Raw genomic sequence first — 20,986 nt, forward strand, 5'->3', positions numbered from 1 at the left:
TTAGAAGATATTTTGCCAATCATAATATTAAGATGATGTCAGTAAACCCAGCTTTTCTTGTTCATTCGCTGCTTGTGATAAAATCCATTGGCGAAAAGCCGCAATTTTACCCAATTCAGCCTGACTATCTTGGCAAACTAAATAAAATGCATTTTTACTGACAAGGACATCTGGAAAAGGTCTAACTAGCCGACCTGATTCTATTTCACTACGTGCCATGACATTATTAACTAATGCAACACCTTGCCCATGTACAGCGGCCTGGATCACCATTGAACTATGACTAAAAATGGGGCCTTGCTGCACATTGATCTGATTTTGTATCTCTAATTGGCGAACATAAGCTTGCCAGTCTCGACGAGATGTATCATGTAGTAGCGTATGATAAATCAGATCTGATGGGGTTTTTAGTGGTTTTTCACCTGTAAGTAAAGATGGCGCACAAACAGGAATTAAATATTCAGCATAAAGACGGTCTGTTCGTAGCCCTGTCCAGTTTCCTCGACCATAAAAAATTGCCACATCAACGTCATCAGCAAGCTTATCCTCTTCTCTATCAACAGCCTGAATTCGTACATCAATCCCCGGATAAGCTTGATTAAATCCAGATAACCTAGGTACTAGCCATTGAATCGCAAAACTTGGAGAAAGGCTAACAGTCAGTGCACCTTTCGCGCTTCTCGCTAATAATTTGCGAGTTGCCTCGTTAATTGATGAAAAAATTTCCTTGATATCGAGATAATAACTTTGCCCTTCTTCAGTCAATAAAAGCGAGCGATTACGTCTTCTAAATAATTTTAGCCCAAGGAATTCTTCTAGTGTTTTAATTTGATGGCTCACTGCTGCTTGCGTCACAAATAATTCTTCAGCAGCTTTAGTAAAACTTAAATGACGTGCAGCTGAATCAAAAACCCTAAGCGCATTTAATGGTGGTAAACGTTTAGACATATTCGGCTCTTAAACCCCTATTTTGGCTATTAGTAGACCCTAACTTTCATCATTAGTTTTTTTTATGCGAAGCATTATAATTTGTCCCTTGATGATTAGCCAGTAAATACCTATAGTAAGCGCACTTCCTAAGCCGGAACGAAAAGTTGTGTAGTAGTAATACTGCAAAACTTTTGGCTTTGTGGTTGTGATGTTGTGTTTGCAAGTTGTCTGGAAATTCCAGACTTAGTAGCTGATGCTACTGTTTTTTTTCACTTCCTGTACATTTACCCTGTCTGTCCATAGTGATTTTATAGTGCACCGCCAAGGCGGTGCTTTTTTTATTCCCTATTTTTATCTAACTTTTCATCTTCTATACACTCACTTTTGATGTTTTCATCTTTTCTTTACAATAAATTTATTGTCAATGTTCTGAAAAATGCATCATATTCTCTTTAAAATGATTAAATTAAAGAAAAAATACATGATAAATCTGCTATCTGTGATTTTTTATTGAGTGAACTTTCGCCATCTTTGTCGTGTTATTATGGGCGCACTATCATGCTATAAACGGATGTTCTTAGTTTTTTATTATAAATAAATATAATTAACCGTATAATCTATACGCCCTATTTTTACTACAAATTACGAAACATTATTCATCTACTAACACAGCATAATTATGAACGTATTTTCCCCTGAATTATTTCGACAACAATTTCCTGCTCTTGAAGCAAACACAGTTTATCTTGATAGCGCAGCTACGGCATTAAAGCCTCTTGCAATGATAGAAGCCTCAGATAATTTTTATCGCCACAATTTTGCGACGGTTCATCGTAGCCAATATCAACACGCTAAAGAAACCACACAACAGTTTGAAGCGACTCGTCAACAAGTTGCCAAATTAATTAATAGTGCTGATAGTGATACTATTATTTGGACAAAAGGCACCACAGAATCACTCAACTTGATTGCTCAAGGCTATTTTCGTCCACGGTTACAGGCAGGTGATGAAATAATAGTGAGTGAGCAAGAACATCATGCCAACCTTATACCTTGGTTGATCCTAGCAGAACAAACAGGTGCACAGGTGATCCCTTGGGCTATTGAAGATGATTTTTTGCCTTCAATTGAGGATCTAAATCGCTTGATCAGTGAGCGAACTCGTATTGTGGCAATTAGCCAAATGTCGAATGTAACAGGTGCTCAAATCGCATTAGATAAAGTGTCTCAATGTGTTCACCAATATCATAATTGCTTATTGGTTGTTGATGGCGCACAAGGTATCGCACACCACTCAACGGATGTGATCGCACTTGATATTGATTTTTATGTTTTCTCCGCACACAAGCTTTATGGCCCTAATGGATTAGGTATTTGTTATGGTAAACGTGAGCTTTTATACCAGATGGCACCTTGGCATGGTGGGGGGAAAATGCTAACAAATGCAACCTTTAATAGTTTTACACCTGCCGCTATTCCTCATTGTTTTGAAGCCGGAACACCTAATGTTGCGGGTGTTATCGCTTTCTCAGCAACATTAGCATGGCTAGAAACACAAGATATGTATCAGGCTAACCAATATACATTGGAGCTTGCTGATGAAGCTGAAAGGCGCCTACGTGAGTTAGATGGATTTATCAGCTATCGCGCACCAAACTCATCCGTCATCTCTTTTAATTTTGCAGGTATCCACCATAGTGATTTAGCAACATTAATCACAGAGAAAGGCATAGCATTACGTACAGGACAACATTGTGCACAGCCTCTTATTGATTCATTAAATATTTCAGGCTGTTTACGTATTTCTTTTATGCCTTATAATCAACGTGCTGATATTGATGCTTTTATTAATGCCATTAATTTTGCTTTAACACTCTTAAAAGACGAATAATCATAATGAACAACACACATCATCTCACCACGCAACACCCTTTTGGTCATGAAATTACCTTAGAGGTATTGCTTAATGATTTTCAAAAATCAAAAGCATGGGAAGATAAATATCGTCAATTAATTCAGCTCTCACGAAAATTGCCCACATTACCTGATGCATTAAAAACTACAGAAAAAGAGATCAAGGGTTGTGAAAATAGAGTGTGGCTTGGTGTCGAGTTAAATAATAACGGCAAATACCATGTTTATGGCGATAGTGATGGTCGTATTGTAAAAGGCTTACTGACGATTATCTTAACGATAGTTGAAAATAAAACGGCACAAGAAATAGCTGATATCGATATATTAGCGATTTTCGATCAATTAGGATTGGCTAATCAGATTAGCCAATCTCGTACAGACGGAGTTAATGCGATTATCGCACGGCTAAAATCACTCACATCCCAGTATTAAGTTTGATACTTTAAATAATTCAAGTCACAGCTAGGCGACAAAGGAATGAGTCGCTAGTCACATACATAAGTATGTGACTAGTGCGAATGAACGCCGTCAACAACGCTTCAACTTGAAATATGACAAGTACGTTGAGCCTTCGCTAACATCTTCTTCAACGCATGAGACACCGCAATAAAACCAAAAGAAGCGGTTACCATCGTTACTGCGCCAAATCCTGCAGAACAATCCATTCGCTTTACACCGTCAGCAGTACTTTTCGCTGCGCAAACTGTACCATCACCTTGTGGATAAACCAGTTGTTCAGTAGAAAAAACACAGTCTATACCTAACTTACCTTTGCTATTTTTTACAACATTAAAATCAGATTTTAAACGTTCTCTTAATTTAGCTGCTAAAGGATCTTGAATTGTTTTTGCTAAATCAACCACTTGGATTTGGGTTGGATCAATTTGCCCACCAGCCCCTCCCGTTGTGATCACAGGAATTTTATAACGGCGACAATAGGCTAATAACGCAGCTTTTGGTCTAACACTATCAATCGCATCAATCACATAATCAAAATCGTTATTCATCATCTCAGCGACATTATCAACCGTGACAAAATCATCAATACTAGTGACATTACATTCTGGGTTGATTTCTAAAATACGCTGTTTCATAACGTCACATTTAGGCTGACCCACATTTTCTTTTAATGCATGTATTTGCCTATTTGTATTAGTTACACAAACATCATCCATATCAATTAAGGTGATAGAACCAATACCACTGCGTGCCAGCGCTTCCGCAGCCCAACTGCCTACTCCACCTATACCCACGACACAAATATGAGCCTGAGCAAAATAAGACAACGCTTTTTGCCCATAAAGTCGTCCTATTCCAGAAAAGCGTTGTAAATATGAATCTGATAATGAATTTTGCATAATGCGATAACAACCTAAATAACAGAAATAATCATGGCTATTAATATCAATAGCCATGTCGTTTGCCTGATTTTACCGTTAATAATAATCTGATAAATAGTAAATCGTTTTATGACGAAGGATTTAGCAAGTTAAGTTGTGATTTTTTTAATACCCAAACACGTCCATAATGATTATAAAAACCTGCCATATGACCTGCATCTTTACCAATCCCATGATAAATATCGAAATGATGCCCTTTAATTGCGCCACCTACATCTAATGCCACCATCAAACGCATTTGATATTCGCCTGTAAACTTACCTGAATTATCAAGCACAGGAATTTCAGCCAGTAATACAGTTCCCGCAGGAATAATACTTCTATCAGAAGCCACTGATGCAAGTGCAATTAATGGAATAGCACTTGCTCCTCTTACTGGTGTAAAAGGCTCAGGTTTAAAAAAAACAAATGAAGGATTTTCTTCTAATAATTTTCTCACTTCAGTGTCGCTATGTTTATCAGCCCATTCTCTGATAGCAAGCATCGACATATCTTTTCTTTCTACTTCACCATTGTCGATTAGCACTTTACCTATGCTTCGATAAGCATGCCCATTTTTCCCTGCATAACCGAAAAAGGTAAGTGGTTTTCCATCACCAAAATCAACGTAACCACTTCCCTGAACTTCCATCATAAAATTATCCATAATGGAATTACTGTAAGCCGCAATTAAAGATTGGCTTAATGCACCATTATAGATAGCTGCACGTGAAGGAAGTTTCGAGCGACTATTGGCGGGCATTTTATAAAGAGGATATTGGAATTCACCTTGTCGTGTTAAACGAGCTTCAAGGACTGGCGTATAATAACCTGTAAACTGAACATTACCATAGTTATCAACACCTTCCATTTGAAAGGTGGAAAGATTAAATTGACGTAATTGGCGAGTATCAGCCCCTGAACGTAGCCAGTTTTCAACTGCTTGATAAGTCTCTTTGTTACTATTATACAAACGAGATGATGTTTGATTTATCTGATTAACTTGTTGCAGATAATCTGGGCCATTAATCGGTGTGCCTTGTGTATTTGGCGAGCTGACTTCGATCAAGTCTTGTTTAAGTTTCCCATCTTTATATTGCTGACCTTGCTCTGTAGGACGATGACATCCTGTCAAGGCAAGCGCTAACATACCTAAAATTAACGATTTTCGCCAAGTAATCATTTTTTGCCCGCTTAATGACTAAATTTGAGTGTTGATTTTGAATTAAAAAGATACCAAAGCCAAATCAATAAAGATATGAATATGGATATACTGATAGTTAAGGTTTTCTATTATCCCCTAATCAATATGACTTTTAAACATTAAGTCACAACAAGTGGAAATAGAGAGAGAAACTTAGATAAACGATGTGACTCCAATGAGTATAGTCAGCTCCTACAACTTTAAGCACCACGAGTATAACTGCCTAAAATTGCATCCTCATGTATTATTTCTGACCGTTTTTAAAAGAAAACGATAAAAATTTCATAAAAAACTTGCAACTCAGCAGATCCTGAGTATAGTGCCCCTCTGTGGAGACGCGGGGTGGAGCAGCTTGGTAGCTCGTCGGGCTCATAACCCGAAGGTCGTCAGTTCAAATCTGGCCCCCGCAACCAATTCACAAAGCAGTAAGTTTATAGTATCAGTCGCGGGATGGAGCAGCATGGTAGCTCGTCGGGCTCATAACCCGAAGGTCGTTGGTTCAAATCCAGCTCCCGCAACCAATTCTATAAATAAAAATTCAGTCGCGGGATGGAGCAGCATGGTAGCTCGTCGGGCTCATAACCCGAAGGTCGTTGGTTCAAATCCAGCTCCCGCAACCAATTTTTCTTCAAGATTTCCTCTCATTTTTATTTTCTCTTTTAATTCAAAAAGCTGATCTTATCAATCATAGATTTACTACATCAATTTTCTTTTATTTCAATAACATATTGGATAAATTTATTGTGCTGAAAATACAATAGAAATTCCAATAGAAAACACATGATCTTAGCTTTCTACTGGAATATAAAAAAGGGTATAGGAAGAGATTAGCTACGGTCAGCTAAGGTTAATTCACCGCCATTAGCGAAATAAGCTTTGATCCCTTTAAAAATAGATTCTGCAATTTGTTGCTGGAATTTAGCCGTTTTCAGTTTCTTCTCTTCTTCGATATTACTGATAAAGGCAGTCTCTACTAAAATAGAGGGGATCTCAGGGGCTTTTAATACCGCAAACCCTGCCTGATCAACTTTATTCTTATGTAGTTTATTAATCCCTCCCAACAACTTAAGCACTTCACTACCAAATTTTAAACTGTCATTGATAGTTGCCGTTTGTACAAGATCAAGCATCGCATGATCAACATAACGGTCACCACTTTTGCTCACACCACCGATTAAATCAGACTCATTTTGTGTTTGTGCAAGATAGCGTGCAGTGTTACTGGTCGCCCCTGTTTTTGATAACGCAAAAACAGATGAACCTCTGGCAGAACGATTCGTAAATGCATCAGCATGAATAGAAACAAACAAGTCAGCTTGCATTTTTCGTGCTTTAGCAACACGCACCGTTAATGGAATAAACACATCTTCATTACGTGTCATATACGCCTTCATTTTGGCGTCTTTATCAATTAATGTTCTTAAGCGACGTGCAATTTGTAATACCACATCTTTTTCACGTGTTTTGTATTTTCCAATGGCACCAGGATCCTCCCCACCATGCCCAGGATCGATCATGATAATGATAGGTCTGTCTCTCCCTGCCCTACCCGGTTTTCGGGTGTCTGTTTGGGCTGGTACCGCTTGTTGTAAATCACCATCATTATATTCACGTAACAGTGCTAAGAGTGGATCATCTTCAGCATTTGCACCATGGCTTGGGTAGAAATCTAACACCAAACGGTTTTTAAATTCCGCAACAGGTTTTAGAGTAAACATTTGTGGTTGTACTGGTGTTTTTACTTCAAAAACTAATCGCACTGTTTTAGGCGTATTTTGACCAACACGGATCAACTTTAAATAAGGATCGCTAGTCTGAACTTGATTAGCCATACCCTTTAATACGCTATTAAGCTGAATACCTTCTAAATCCACCACAATACGTTCTGGGTTTGATAATGCAAACTGACGATATTTCAGTGGTGTTTTTGATTCTATAGTCACGCGAGTATAAGTCGAGGCTGGCCAAACCCTGACAGCAACAATAGATGCTGTCGCAGCAAAGCCAACAGGACTAACACTTAACAATAATAACGCGCCAATTCCTTTAATAAGACGACGACGAGTTTGATTGTGCTCAGAATGACTCATGAAAATATTCCAAAAAAACGATTAACGTCAATAAACTCTAAAAAGAGATAAAAAAAGTTAAGAACGAAAAACTTTACCCAATCCACACTCTACTGTCACTTAAAAACAGCACAATTACTCACATTTACACGAATATTCTGCCCTCATGCAAAACAATAAGATAGGATTTTACTTGCCATTCCTCATCAAAAAGAATAAAAATACATTAAATGCGAATAAAAATTCACTTGAGAGGGTTTTATGAAAGAGCGTAGCACCGAATTGGTCGATGGATTCCGCCACTCGGTTCCGTATATTAATGCACATAGAGGCAAAACATTTGTCATTATGTTGGGTGGCGAAGCTATCGCACATGAAAATTTTCCATCTATCATTAACGATATTGGATTACTACACAGTTTAGGTATCCGTTTAGTGGTTGTTTATGGCGCAAGACCACAAATTGATATGGCACTTGAAGTACAAAAAGTTTCACCAATTTATCATAAATATACTCGTATTACTGATAGTAAAACCTTAGAAATTGTTAAACAAGCAGCGGGTACATTACAGCTCGACATCACTGCACGTTTATCAATGAGTTTAAGTAATACACCATTACAAGGTGCGCATATTAATGTCGTTAGTGGCAACTTTGTCATTGCACAACCCTTGGGAGTTGATGATGGCGTGGATTATTGTCATAGCGGAAAAATTCGTCGTATTGATGAAGAAGCTATTCACCGTCAATTAGACAGTAACGCCATCGTATTAATTGGCCCTGTTGCAGTGTCTGTTACTGGTGAAAGCTTTAATCTCACATCTGAAGAAGTAGCGACACAACTTGCTATAAAACTTAAAGCGCAAAAAATTATTGGTTTTTGCTCTTTCCAGGGTGTTGTCGATGAAGATGGACACATTGTCTCTGAATTACTACCTAATCAAGCCGAAGATAAAATCCAAGAGCTACAAACCGAAGGCGATTACCACTCAGGTACAGTCAGATTTTTGCGAGGTGCCGTTAAAGCCTGTCGCCGAGGCGTAGAGCGCAGTCACCTATTAAGTTATCAATCTGATGGTGCGCTTATTCAAGAGCTATTCTCTCGCGATGGTATAGGAACTCAAATCGTGATGGAAAGTGCAGAAAAAGTTCGTAGAGCCAATATCAATGATATTGGTGGCATACTCGAACTTATTCGCCCATTAGAGCAACAAGGTATTTTAGTCAGACGTTCAAGAGAACAATTAGAAATGGAGATAGATCAATTCACCATTATTGAACGCGATAATATGACTATAGCCTGTGCTGCTCTTTACCCTTATCAATCAGAAAAAATTGGTGAAATGGCTTGTGTTGCTGTTCATCCTGATTATCGTAGCTCTTGTCGTGGTGAGGTATTACTACAACGAATTTCTGCCCATGCTAAGCAATTAGGATTAGAAAAACTATTTGTTTTAACAACGCGCAGTATTCACTGGTTTCAAGAAAAAGGATTTGAACCTGCTGAAATTGATAAATTACCCATTGAAAAGCAGGCGCTCTACAATTATCAGCGTCGCTCCAAAATTTTGATTTTAGATTTACATAAAGAGTAACTATCAAATATAAACAAAAAGACAGGTATCCCTCTCAATATCTGTCTTTTATTGTTTTTGTCTTATCTGATAGAGATTAGTAACGTAACTTATCGACTAAACCACTTCGACGCTGAATACGTGTTTGAATAGCCATTTTCACCATATATTCGCAGGCATAAAGAGAAAGTTTTTGTTTAGCGCGAGTTAAGGCGGTGTACAGTAATTCACGGCTGACCACTGGCGAAAATTTTTCAGGTAATACTAATGCTGTATGTGTAAATTCAGATCCCTGTGATTTATGCACTGTCATAACATACGCCGTTTCGTGTTGAGGTAACCGGCTAGGCTGAATGGCTTTTAAGGTACCATCTGGCAATTGGAAAAAGGCTTTCATTTCGCCTTCATCATTATTGAGCATAATACCAATATCACCATTAAACAGCCCAAGTGTACTATCATTTCTCTGGATCATAATCGGACGTCCAATGTAGTCACTCTGGTAGCTATTTGTAGGGCGACGAATTAATCGTTGACGGTGCAATAGCATTTCAATTCGATCATTTAACCCACTTACACCAAATGGCCCTTCTCTTAATGCACACAATAAACGATACTGGTTAAATGTGTTAAGGATCGCATCAGGAGTGGCTTTTTCTGCTATCAATGAGAGATACTGTCGATAGGTTTGTGCTGCATCTTGTATCATCAGTAAATAGTTTTCATCACTCTCTAATGGGATAAAATTCACATCTTGAGTATCTAGTGCCATTTCAATTTGTTGAGGCGTAATTACTGCCTTCTTCAGCAATGTCAGCGCTGTTTTAGTCTGTCCTTGGTTTACAGCAAAAGCAAGTTGACCAATTCCTGAATTCGAGCCAAATCGATAGCTTTTTCGTAATAGGCAAAGTGAATCACTAACAACTGAAACGGGTGTGTTAGAAACAGAGATAATATCTGCAGATTTTGATAACTCACCTTGTGTTAAATAATCAATTTTATCAAATCGCTTTTGGCTCAAACCATCATCCGCAAAACGGCAAATATCCCCTAATACAGCTCCAGCCTCAACAGAAGCGAGTTGGTCTTTATCTCCCAAGAAAATAACGTGGCATTGCTGTGGGAGTGCATCAATTAAGCGAGCCATCATAGGTAAATCAACCATTGACGCTTCATCAACCACTAAAATATCAAGTTGTAATGGATTATCTTTATGGTAACGCACTTGCTGGCTTTCCGGCTGAGCCCCTAACAAACGATGAATAGTTTGTGCTTGCTTTGGCATCCACTTATTTTCTTCTTCACTTAAAGCAAGTTGAGCAAGTGCTTTACCTAGGGATTCTGTTAATCGGGCAGCAGCTTTTCCAGTTGGTGCTGCTAATTGAATAATGGGTTTCTCATTCGAAGTAAGCATCACAAAAGCAGCCAAGATTTTTGCCACCGTTGTGGTTTTTCCTGTTCCTGGACCGCCAGAGATAATAGAGATAGGGCTAGTGATAGCAACACTGGCAGCTACTTTCTGCCAATTAGTTTCTTTATTTTCTTTTGCTGTTGGAAAAAGCTGATTGAGTGCTTTAATTAATGCATTTTCATCAATATCAACCACCGGATGTTCTTGCCTAAAAAATTGAGCCACTTTTTCTTCATAGCTCCACATTCTTTGCAGATAAAGAAGCCCATTATCTAAAATGATAGGTGATGGAGAATTATCACCACCTTGATTAACACAATGACTATGTATTAACGCTTCAATTATTTGATCAGTAGAAGGCTCTCCCATTCTTTGCCAAATAGCGCGAGCAAGTTCGTCTTGCCTACCATCAAACAATTGATTTTCTTTGATAATATTTAATGGCAAACAAACATGTCCAGCTCCTGTTTGAGTGCTTAAATAAGCAAAGATAAACAGTAAAATCGGATTTTCATCTTCCACCAGCATTTGTGCAAATCGAAGATCTAACGGTCGTAATACATTTTGTGTAATCGCTTGTTCTAATAGTTTGATCATTTTTATTTCTCATCGACTACATCAGGAGTGCTACTTTTCATACTTTTGCCTGTAAATAACGCATCTAGCGCCAAAACAAACGCCTCATCAGGTAAATAAGCATAAACTCCATTTCCAGGGTGTGCTTTATCTATACCACGTAAGAAAAGATAATAAATTCCCCCAAAATGGCTTTTGTAATCATAATCTGGAATGCGTTGCTGTAAAAAACGATGTAATGCTAATGTATAGAGTTGGTACTGCAAATCGTAACGGTGATCTATCATTGCATTGACCATCGCTTCTTGAGTGTAATCTTCACTCGATTCACCTAACCAATTTGATTTGTAATCCACCACATAGTATTTCCCTTCCCAGCAAAACACTAAGTCAATAAAACCTTTTAACATGCCTTCTACTTGCTGGAATTGTAAAGCAGCACAACGTTTTGATAAGGGATCAAACTGACTTATTAATTGAGTCAACTGAGATGATGTTATTTCTTGTTCAATTGGCAAATAAAATTGTAACTCATCAAGTTGTTGTGTTTTAGGGATATCAGCAAGGCATAATCCATCATCATTAAGAGGGGTATAAAACAGTGTTTCCATCCATGTTACTAATAATGGCGCCCACTTTTCATCAAATCCTTGAGCCGTTAATTGCTCTTGCATCCATTGTTCATCAATGGGTTGAGAAAAATCTAAGACTTCAAGCAAGCCATGTAAGAATGTTCCCGCAACCGCACCACGAGGAAAATGATGAATCGAATTTTCATCTGTTTCTTCTCGTTGTTTCTCACCTTTGGCATCAGTATCCAATCCAGGAGCAATAGATTGCACTAAAGCCTCAATATCGCCCAAATCGAAATGGTATCCGCGATTTGAATGTTGATAAGTTAGTCCTGAATAACTGGTTATACGCCAATTATCATGGATTTTACGTTTAAATACTGCAGCCTCTAATTTTGCCTCATTGACTAACTGAGGTTGGTAACGTTGTGCTGAAACTTCATCGAGCGTGATCACACTAATATTTTCATCGAGTAATGCATGGATTGATTGATGTAATAATTCGCTATTCCCTTCTTCACCTTGCTGTAATAAATACCCTAAAGCATTTTTATGAAGATCAGTCAGTCCCGATTTACGTTTATTCCCTTTCACCAATGGCGCAGCGCCCACATAACAACAAAATTTAGAACGAGTTAATGCTACATAAAGTAGGCGTAAATCTTCTGCTAAACGTTCTTCATCCGCTAAACGCAAGCTTTCAGGCCTGCTAAAAATATCTAACTTAGCGTAAAATTTTTCTCTGTCATGATAAAGCGCCCCTTTTTGCTCTTGATAGTTACAAGCAAAAGGTAAGCAGACAATAGGATATTCAAGGCCTTTGGATTTATGAATAGTACAAATTCGCACAAGATTTCGGTCACTTTCCAAACGCATTTGTTGGCTTTCTGATTGCGCATCAGGATGAGAAATTTGTTGTGCTAACCAACGAATAAGCGCATGTTCACTATCAAGCTGTAACGAGGTTTCCTGCAATAATTCGCCAATATGCATGATATCAGTGAGTCTCCTTTCACCATCAATACTGGCAAGTAGATCCTCGGCAATCTGATTATCCATCATAATCTTACGCAACATCGGTAAAACGCCACGTTTTTGCCATAATACATAGTAGTCAGCAAATTTCTCTACATAACTATTCCAGCGTTGTTCATCACGATTTAGGCTATCAATTTCTCTTGCACTAAAACCAAATAACCGACTAGCTAAAGAGGCTCTTAAAACACGCTCTTTCTCTGGCGTTACAACTGCTTGCAGTAACCAAAGCAAATCTTTAGCTTCATTGGTTTCAAATACACTTTCACGGTTTGATAAGAATACAGATTGTATAGAGAGTAAGTTTAGTGCATCACGAATAAGTAATGCTTCTCTACGACTACGAACCAGCACCATAATATCAGCCGATGTCAGTGATTTTTTTTCACCTTGCTCTAGGAGCCATGCTTGCTGTTGATCGCCTGCTGATAACCAATCACGAATTTGAGCTGCACATTGCGTTGCCATAATTTGCTCATAATTTCCCGTTGATAGGCTTTCACCTTCAGCAAGCCAAAAGTTAAAAGGTGAGATCGATTTACCATGGTAAATAAAAGCCATATCTTGGTTTTTTTCAGCAGAACTCACCTCAATAAAAGGGATATGCTCAAATAAAAACGGAGCACTAGAACGCATAAAAAGTTTATTAACCGCATTCACCATTCCCGGAGCAGAACGCCAGTTAGTATTTAAAGTGTAATGGTGTGTTGTTTGTTTTCGCGCTTGAATATAAGTAAAAATATCAGCACCACGGAAAGCATAAATTGCCTGTTTAGGATCACCGATAAAAAGTAACCCACTGTTTTGATGCTCACCATAAATAGCATCAAAAATACGGTATTGTTGAGGATCGGTATCTTGAAATTCATCAATCATTGCAACGGGATAACGCTCACGAATAGCCAGTGCTAATGCTTCTCCCCCTTCACGTTTTAATGCTCTATCTAAGCGTGTTAAGAGATCATCAAATCCCATTTCACCCCGACGCATTTTTTCATTTTCAATACCTTGGCGTATTTCGGGAATAGCATTCACTAAAATAACATCACGCAGTGTTAAGCTTTGTTTTGTTAGACTCTCAATTTCAACAAAAAGAATATGCTCAGGAGCAGGGCCTTTGGTCGCTTTTTCATTTAAAATTTCTTGAGAAAAACGAACCAAGCAATCAGGTAACTGATAGCTTTTTGTTTCAAGCGTTGCGGCCCATAACGTGATTTCTTCAATCCATTTAGGTAAAAAACGGCTACTATAACTTCGTTTATCCACTCCTGAGGCCGTTATCCACGCTTCAACTTCATGATGATGTTCATTCCAACGCGCTTTCACCTTATTAATGGCTTCAATAACAGCTTGATGTCGCTCTTTTACCGACTCATTTTCGCTGTCTAATGCCACACCTTCTATTTCTGGCATCTCACCTTGTAAATAAGGCTGTATTTCATAAAGTAGCTGCTCTGGACCAGACCAAATCTGGCTAACCGCATTAGCAACATCATAAGAAAGGGGATAACAGTGGCGACGCCAAAAATCAGCACAAACACGTTTTTTCAGCTCATATTCATCTTGGATCAAGACTTGTTCAAACAATACACCTGACTCAAATGCATTGTTTGCCAGCATACGCTGGCAAAATCCATGAATAGTGTAAATAGCAGCTTCATCCATTTGACGCTCAGCTTCTAATAACCACTGCGCGGCTAACTCTTTATTAGGAATTTGTTTGAGTAATTCTTGGTATGTTTTGTCACCACTATCAACATCATGACGGATACAGGCAAGCCTTAGCTCATGGATATTTTTACGAATACGTGCACGTAATTCATCGGTTGCCGCATCTGTAAATGTCACAACCAAGATCTCTTCAACGCTTAGAGGTCGATAAAACGCAGAATCTCCCCCTAAACCAAGAAGTAATCGCAAATACAGTAATCCAATGGTATAGGTTTTACCTGTACCCGCAGACGCCTCAATAAGGCGCCTTTGGTACAAAGGAAGTGTATAAGGATTTAATGGCTGTGCCTGTATCGCTTCACTCACTCTTTAATTTCCTCAACTGGTAACGTTTTTTGTAATTCACTGACTGTCGTATAACGTTTCCATTTTTTATTTTGCGCGTAATCAGCATCTTTACCATCTTTGCCAATTATTTGAGAAACAAACACAAAACCATTTGGTTTTATTACTGCTTTTTCATAAAACTCAATAGCTTGTTTTAACGTCACTTTATTAAGCTCAGCTAAGAATTTCTCTCGTCCATCATATTTTAAATTATTACGATGGAAATCATTTCGATAAAGAGAGACTTCTTCATAGAAAGTTTGAGGTGGTTGTTTAACTTCAGTAATAATTGCTTGCTTATACTGATTAAAATCAGCCTCACTCATTTTTTTCAAACGTTCGTAGGCTTGCTGATAAAATGCATTATAACGTTCATTTAAGTAAACCGGAGGTTTAGCATTACTTTGTAATAAGAAACCTAGGCCAGACTGTTCACCCATAGTGCCTTGATAAGCAAATACAGCATAACCAAGTTGCTCTTCTGTTCTTAATTGATCATAAAACCAAGGTTTAATAACTGAAGCTAACACAGAAGAAATAGCCTGACCTTCAAGGCGGCTATACCCAGTAGGGATATAAAGTTCGCCTAAAGCATTATCTGTACTGTTTGATTTATTTTGAAATTCAACGGCATCTAATTTATTGAATACTAGTGTTTCACCAATCCAGTATTCTGTTCCTTGATTACCTAATAACTCATGTGCAGATTTCGCTATATCACGGCTTTGCTCTGGCGTTAAATTACCAACAATCAGTGCTTGAAGTGCTGCGTTTTTAATCACTTCACGGCGGTTATCAATAATATCTTGTAGTGTAATTGACTCTAATGCTTTGAGTTTGTCAGCTTCTTCATAATACGGAATAGTATTTAATCGGCGAGCTGGCAGCATAGCTGCTTCAAACGCTTTTAGGTTATGAGTTACTTCAAGTTGTTCACGATACCAAGATTTAGCCTGTTCAAGCTCTTCTTGCGTTGATTCAAAGCTCATATAGCTTTTTAATGTTGCATTAACTAATTCTGGTAAATGTTGTGTATAACCATTCATTGAAAAATCAATGCCTTGTCCTGATGAGGATGAGATATTCATACCTGCAACAGAAGCTTGGTAAGATAATTCACTAAGTGCTAAACCAGCAAGATAATCAGTTAAGGTTTGTGTAACTTGCTGTTTAACCGTAATGTCTGATTTCTTATTTACTAAACTTAATGTAACGCTGGCTTTTGGCTCATCAGAAAAATAGTGTGATGGCATATAGAACAAGCGAGCACTTTTATCTTGCCACAATAATTGTGGTTTAGTGATTTTACTATCAGCGTCAATCAACGACAGATTATTAGGAATATATGGGTTAAGTGTCGGTAAGGATAATGAAATATCATCCGACAACTTCTGCCATGTTTCTAATTGTTTAGCTGTAATTTTATCAACTTGATAAGGTGCATTAACAAAATAAGCTTGTTTATTAGACGGTTCATTAGGGCTTATCACCCAAATACGTGCTTTTTCTGGCGTAAGTGATCCTAGGCGAGAAAGAATTGCTGAAGGTTCATAATTATCGGCAATATAATCAGCATTCAGGATATTTTTGATTGGATAACGCAACATCATATCTGAAATGCCTTCTATGTAATTCATATCTCTTACAATAGAACCATAACGAAATGAGAGATCTAAAACATTCGCAATTTCATCAAAATAGCGCTGACTAATGCCTTGTGACTCAATTAAACGAAGATATGAAAAGATGGCTGAGATAACTTTATCTTTTTGCGCTAAACCTTTATCTGTTAGTGCAACATAAATCGTAAAGGAGCCTTGGTTACGATCGATATACGGCTCTGAAAATGCGCTAATACTTTCAGCTAAACCTTGATCTTGTAACCATGTTGCAAGTGTTCCAGAACTACGATTACCGATTAAATAACCGATATATGCATCAGATTTACTACGAAAATCGGCAACGTTATTATCAATACCGAATTCAATTTGTAAGGTTTTTTGCGGTAAAGCAGGCACTAGATGGATCATTAACCCTTTTTCTTTATCCGTCATCGCAGGCACTGTGGTTACAGGGATATCTGCTTTTTTATTTGGAATACGAGCAAAGGTTTCTGCGGCTAATTTAGATAATTCATCAAGTGATTTATTACTATAAATCACTCCATTCATTAAGTTGCCAGAATAGTGTGTTTGATAGAATTTGATGAGTTCATCTTGAAGTTTGCTGTTTGGCTTGTCACTCAGCGTTTCTAAATTTCCGCCCATAAAGCGAGAACTTGGATGTGCTGGATTTAAGGTTTCTGCTCTAACTTGCCAAAAACGCATACCGTCACGCGCACGCGCCATGGTTAACTCGGCATTAACTGCATTACGTTCACGATCGGCATTTTTAGGATCAAGTAAAGGTTCAGCTAAAGCATCTGCAAGACGATCGACCGCTTCATTAATGGCGCTATTTTCTACTTCTAAGTAGAAAGCTGTACGATATGTAGTGGTACTCGCATTATGAGATCCCCCGTTCTTTTGTAAGAACTCTGACATACTGCCAGATTGAGGATATTTAGCCGATCCCATTAACACCATATGTTCTAAATAGTGCGCAAGTCCTTGCTGACTATCTGGATCTTCTAATGCGCCAACAGGTAACGCAACTGCCGTTAATGATTTAACGGCTTTTTCGTCAGAAACCAGTAATACAGTCATATCATTAGGCAATTTAATCGCTTGATATTGCCGAGGATCGCTTTCACTTTTTTCAATGCTATCTGGCAATACTTGCCAAAGTGGATCAGCAGCAAAACTGTTGATACTCACTAGCATCAATAGCAACATGATCCATAGTTGCGATAAGTATTTTCTCATCTGATATGAGCTCCCTTATTTTTTTAAAAATGGAATTATTGGTTTAAATATCGTTAATGTCGTCTGTTTTACTGTTTGTAAAAAATGCTCGTCTAATTGAGAGAATGCACGCTGAACATACATATCACTCATTTCGCCATCTCGATTATAGCTATCCGTTAAATGTTGTAGCAGCACTAACTCCGCTTTTGCGAGTGTCTCTTCATCATCAAGTAAAAATTCTTGTGTTTTTTTATCATAGCAAGCTTGTAACCAAGCCCAGCCACTCTTCGCAAATAACGCTAATGGGCTATTTAGCCCTTGTTTATAATCGTGAATTAAATTATCTAAAGTCGAATAAGCAAATTCAGGATCAACTGGCAATAAACACCATTGCGTCTCTTTTCTGCCATAAAACCGGCTTTCGCCAGTTCCCTCTTTTAAACAATAAACCAGATGTTCAATCCATAGTTGCAATAAATCATTAGCCGTTAAACTCGCAGGTCGCCAACGTAATAAGCCATCTGCTTGCACTTCATTTAAACGTCCAATCAATGGCATCGCACTAAAACTTTGCTCTAATGTGACAGAATACGACGCTAATCGTTCACTTCTCACTTTTTCAGCTAAAGGGAGTAGCTCTTCTATTTGTTGTTCCCAATAAATTTGACCAAATGCACTTGCTGGAAGTTGCCCTGCTGCTTTAATACGTTCAAAGAGTGCTCCTGTTGACGTTTCATCAATCAATGCTTTCAATAGCCATTGATTTAATAGATAGCGTTGAAGTGCGTTTATCACAAAAGGCTCTTCTTCGGGTAATTCTGTCTCTTCGATAACAAAGTTTGTTTTTAATCTTTGTTGGAAGAATGCACGGATCGGATGACGATAAAAACGAGAAAGTGCATCAACGGAGACTTTATCTATTGATATATCATCATCTAATGACTCAGTAAAACCTTGATGAGCCTCCCCTTGCCCACTGGCAGCTGGTAACCATTCTGAGGCATAAGAACGAGAGGAAGCCTCAATGTGGAAGTTTTCTTGAGCAAAAGGAACACGACTATGCTGTGTTAATAAATGCTGATTAATGCGAGTTGCACTATCATCAACATTAAGTTTTCCATCATCAGGTAAACGGAAATTTTGACCGATATAGTCTTGTAACTCTTTAATTAAGACTGATGGATTACATTCTCTATCATCACGTATCGATTTGCCGATATAACTGATATAAAGATATTTTTCGGCCGAACTAAGTGCCTCAAGGAATAAATAACGGTCATCATCTCGACGTTTCCTGTCACCACGACGTCGTTTTTCTGCCATTAAATCAAAGCCTAATGGCTGAATATTACGAGGATAAATGCCATCATTCATTCCCAACAAACACACTGCTTTAAAAGGAATTGAGCGCATAGGCATTAGCGTACAAAAGTTTAGGCTTCCCGCCAAAAAGCGCTGACTGATTTTTTCATCATCAAATCGTACCGTTAATTCATCTCGAATAAGCACTAATGGAATTTCATTTTGATATTGCGCTTTCAATCCATTTTCAATCACTTTTTGCCACTGTTGTGTGATCAACGCTAAAACTAACTCAGTCTCTTCATCAGCTTCAAAAAAGGCATCAACTAATTGCTGTCCAATCTCTAACCATGCTTCTAAGGAACGAGTTTCACTTAAACGTGTACGCCATTCACTTAATGTGTAAAGAAAATCAGCAAGATGCCCTGCAAGTTCTGCGACTAACCCACTAGATTCATCATAAGGAAGCACTCCTTTCCAAGGACCATTGTCGCTTTCCATCGCATAACCAAGCAGCATACGCAGTAAACCAAACTCCCAGGTATTTTTACCAGTGATAGGAAGTAAAAATGAAGCTACATTTTCATCATCCAATCCCCAACGTATGCCTGATTCATCCACCCATCGGCGTAGCAGTTTTAATTCACTTTCAAAAATAGAAAAATGCCCAGCTAACGCAGGCACTTCAAGTAAAGCTAATACTTGTTCTGCTGTAAAACGACTTTGAGGAAGTTCTAATAACGTAATAAAGGCTTGTAATACTGGGTGTGCTTGACGTGCTTTTCTATCAGAAATAGCAAAAGGGAGATAGCGTTCAGCAGGTGCATTACCAAAAACGGCCTGAATATAGGGCGTATAATTATCAATATCCGCAACCATCACAATTATATCCCTTGGTAGTAATTCGGGATCTTGCTCAAGCAAATGCAGTAATTGATCTTGTAATACTTCCACTTCGCGTTGTGGGCTATGGCTTGCATGAAAGGTCAACGAGTGATCATCTAGTGAAATAATACGTTTTTTTTCACTACATTCATAGGTTTTAAGTGTTGTACCTAGTTGTGAAAAATCTTCTAAATCAAGAATGTCTGCTTGCAATTGATGAAGTAAATTATCTCTTGGAATATCAACAAAAGCATCCAATACATCGGTATACTCAAGTTCAGAAAGAAAATAGAGGTTATCTTTACCCAATTTTCCCCATGAGGCTAATAGAGGATTACCAATATTTTGCTCTCCCTCTTCATTAAATAACGAAGAGGCGTTTTTTTCATCTTTAAACCAAGGTGATTCATGTAATTGCTGATAATGGCGAGGTTTTCTACTATTAAGCCGAGCAAGAAATTTAGGATCTTGAATATCACCCCAATAGTAACGGCAAGGATTGGTAAAGAGTAAATAGATCTCTGTATGACGCCCGATAGCTTGCAGAGCCTGCAAATAAACTTGCGGTAATGCCGAAATACCACAAATAAAGATACGGGGTGGAAAACAATGCTGAAGTTCTCCTTCTTTTGCACCATTTAATGTCGAAATAAATTGCTGATAAAGATTAGAACGATGCCATTGAGGCTGATTGAGATCTTTCGTGTATTGCTGTAATGCTACCCACAATATTTTCTGCCAACGCTGATTTTCACTCAGCCCTTCTATCAATTCATCTTTTTCCCACGAGGCTAACCAATCTGAGCGATATACCAAATATTGGTCAAATAAGTCGGCAACACGCCCTGCTAATTGGTGTAATTTACGTTTATCTTCATCATCATCAAGATAATGAAGTAGCGGTTTAAATTCTTCATGGGATAAATATTCAGGCAATAATGCCATTAATTTCCATGTCATGGCATCTTTAGAAAAAGCACTTTCTTTAGGTATACCTGATAGCACCCGCGTAAACATTTCCCAAATAAATGTTGCAGGTAATGGATAGCGAATATTTGCTGCAATTCCTAAACTTTCAGCAAGCTGAATTTGCAACCACTGAGACATGCCGGGGCTTTGTACTAAGATCACTTCTTGTTCAAAAGGAGAAGAGAGTGGTCTGGTCTGCATAAAGTGCACCATAAGTGACTTTAATAATGACAACTGATTTGAGTGATATATATGAAACAT

General features: G+C 38.1%; 11 protein-coding genes and 3 tRNA genes. 6 read left to right on the plus strand and 8 right to left on the minus strand.

Features of this window, described 5'->3' with window-relative positions; translation table 11 throughout:
* Nucleotides 1–27 precede the first annotated feature (27 nt).
* Nucleotides 28–948, minus strand: coding sequence for a transcriptional regulator GcvA (locus LW139_RS16935; protein WP_023582728.1), 921 nt, complete (start codon nucleotides 946–948; stop codon nucleotides 28–30).
* A 661-nt stretch (nucleotides 949–1,609) separates the two neighbouring features.
* Here LW139_RS16935 and csdA point away from each other — a divergent pair.
* Both csdA and csdE read left to right on the plus strand, forming a co-directional pair.
* Nucleotides 1,610–2,821 (plus strand): cysteine desulfurase CsdA, encoded by a 1,212-nt coding sequence (csdA, locus tag LW139_RS16940; RefSeq protein ID WP_227336015.1) that lies wholly within the window; start codon nucleotides 1,610–1,612, stop codon nucleotides 2,819–2,821.
* A gap of 5 nt (nucleotides 2,822–2,826) precedes the next feature.
* On the plus strand, nucleotides 2,827–3,276 hold the full coding sequence (csdE, locus tag LW139_RS16945; protein WP_166539376.1) for a cysteine desulfurase sulfur acceptor subunit CsdE: 450 nt from the start codon (nucleotides 2,827–2,829) through the stop codon (nucleotides 3,274–3,276).
* A gap of 107 nt (nucleotides 3,277–3,383) precedes the next feature.
* Here the strand turns inward: csdE and tcdA are convergent, their stop codons facing one another.
* Both tcdA and mltA read right to left on the minus strand, forming a co-directional pair.
* On the minus strand, nucleotides 3,384–4,202 hold the full coding sequence (gene tcdA / locus LW139_RS16950; RefSeq protein WP_109409175.1) for a tRNA cyclic N6-threonylcarbamoyladenosine(37) synthase TcdA: 819 nt from the start codon (nucleotides 4,200–4,202) through the stop codon (nucleotides 3,384–3,386).
* Nucleotides 4,203–4,311: 109 nt separating this feature from the next.
* Nucleotides 4,312–5,406, minus strand: a complete 1,095-nt coding sequence (gene mltA / locus LW139_RS16955; RefSeq protein WP_247850282.1) for a murein transglycosylase A — start codon at nucleotides 5,404–5,406, stop codon at nucleotides 4,312–4,314.
* A 357-nt stretch (nucleotides 5,407–5,763) separates the two neighbouring features.
* On the opposite strand from mltA, the gene LW139_RS16960 reads away from it, so the two are divergent.
* The 3 genes from LW139_RS16960 (at nucleotide 5,764) to LW139_RS16970 (ending at nucleotide 6,047) form a co-directional block, all read left to right on the plus strand.
* Nucleotides 5,764–5,840: transfer RNA gene (locus LW139_RS16960), tRNA-Met, on the plus strand.
* 31 nt (nucleotides 5,841–5,871) lie between these two features.
* Nucleotides 5,872–5,948 (plus strand) — tRNA-Met (locus LW139_RS16965).
* Between the two features lie 22 nt (nucleotides 5,949–5,970).
* Nucleotides 5,971–6,047 (plus strand) — tRNA-Met (locus tag LW139_RS16970).
* A gap of 207 nt (nucleotides 6,048–6,254) precedes the next feature.
* On the opposite strand, the gene amiC is transcribed toward LW139_RS16970, so the two are convergent.
* A complete protein-coding gene (amiC, locus tag LW139_RS16975) occupies nucleotides 6,255–7,517 on the minus strand; it encodes an N-acetylmuramoyl-L-alanine amidase AmiC (RefSeq protein ID WP_166539378.1) in 1,263 nt (420 codons plus the stop codon).
* A gap of 240 nt (nucleotides 7,518–7,757) precedes the next feature.
* Here amiC and argA point away from each other — a divergent pair, with 240 nt between their 5' ends.
* Entirely contained in the window at nucleotides 7,758–9,092 is a 1,335-nt protein-coding gene (gene argA / locus LW139_RS16980) for an amino-acid N-acetyltransferase (protein ID WP_109409081.1), read from the plus strand.
* A 76-nt stretch (nucleotides 9,093–9,168) separates the two neighbouring features.
* On the opposite strand, the gene recD is transcribed toward argA, so the two are convergent.
* Genes recD through recC form a run of 4 tightly spaced genes read right to left on the minus strand, consistent with a single transcriptional unit; the run spans nucleotide 9,169 to nucleotide 20,986 of the window.
* Entirely contained in the window at nucleotides 9,169–11,079 is a 1,911-nt protein-coding gene (gene recD / locus LW139_RS16985; RefSeq protein ID WP_247850283.1) for an exodeoxyribonuclease V subunit alpha, read from the minus strand.
* A 2-nt stretch (nucleotides 11,080–11,081) separates the two neighbouring features.
* The gene (gene recB / locus LW139_RS16990) at nucleotides 11,082–14,702 is read right to left on the minus strand and encodes an exodeoxyribonuclease V subunit beta (protein ID WP_247850284.1); all 3,621 of its coding nucleotides are present in this window, start codon (nucleotides 14,700–14,702) and stop codon (nucleotides 11,082–11,084) included.
* A complete protein-coding gene (gene ptrA / locus LW139_RS16995) occupies nucleotides 14,699–17,587 on the minus strand; it encodes a pitrilysin (RefSeq protein ID WP_109409084.1) in 2,889 nt (962 codons plus the stop codon). Before ptrA ends, recB begins: the two co-directional genes overlap by 4 nt.
* A gap of 15 nt (nucleotides 17,588–17,602) precedes the next feature.
* Nucleotides 17,603–20,986 (minus strand): exodeoxyribonuclease V subunit gamma, encoded by a 3,384-nt coding sequence (recC, locus tag LW139_RS17000; RefSeq protein ID WP_247850285.1) that lies wholly within the window; start codon nucleotides 20,984–20,986, stop codon nucleotides 17,603–17,605.

It is taken from the genome of Proteus vulgaris (assembly GCF_023100685.1).
In the GTDB taxonomy this organism is placed as follows: domain Bacteria; phylum Pseudomonadota; class Gammaproteobacteria; order Enterobacterales; family Enterobacteriaceae; genus Proteus.

Excerpts from the sequence above, each read along its gene's own strand:
- LW139_RS16935 (WP_023582728.1), bottom strand. The coding sequence starts at position 948 with ATGTCTAAACGTTTACCACCATTAAATGCGCTTAGGGTTTTTGATTCA.
- tcdA (WP_109409175.1), bottom strand. The coding sequence starts at position 4,202 with ATGCAAAATTCATTATCAGATTCATATTTACAACGCTTTTCTGGAATA.
- csdE (WP_166539376.1), top strand. The coding sequence starts at position 2,827 with ATGAACAACACACATCATCTCACCACGCAACACCCTTTTGGTCATGAA.
- argA (WP_109409081.1), top strand. The coding sequence starts at position 7,758 with ATGAAAGAGCGTAGCACCGAATTGGTCGATGGATTCCGCCACTCGGTT.
- recD (WP_247850283.1), bottom strand. The coding sequence starts at position 11,079 with ATGATCAAACTATTAGAACAAGCGATTACACAAAATGTATTACGACCG.
- ptrA (WP_109409084.1), bottom strand. The coding sequence starts at position 17,587 with ATGAGAAAATACTTATCGCAACTATGGATCATGTTGCTATTGATGCTA.
- mltA (WP_247850282.1), bottom strand. The coding sequence starts at position 5,406 with ATGATTACTTGGCGAAAATCGTTAATTTTAGGTATGTTAGCGCTTGCC.
- amiC (WP_166539378.1), bottom strand. The coding sequence starts at position 7,517 with ATGAGTCATTCTGAGCACAATCAAACTCGTCGTCGTCTTATTAAAGGA.
- csdA (WP_227336015.1), top strand. The coding sequence starts at position 1,610 with ATGAACGTATTTTCCCCTGAATTATTTCGACAACAATTTCCTGCTCTT.
- recC (WP_247850285.1), bottom strand. The coding sequence starts at position 20,986 with ATGTTTCATATATATCACTCAAATCAGTTGTCATTATTAAAGTCACTT.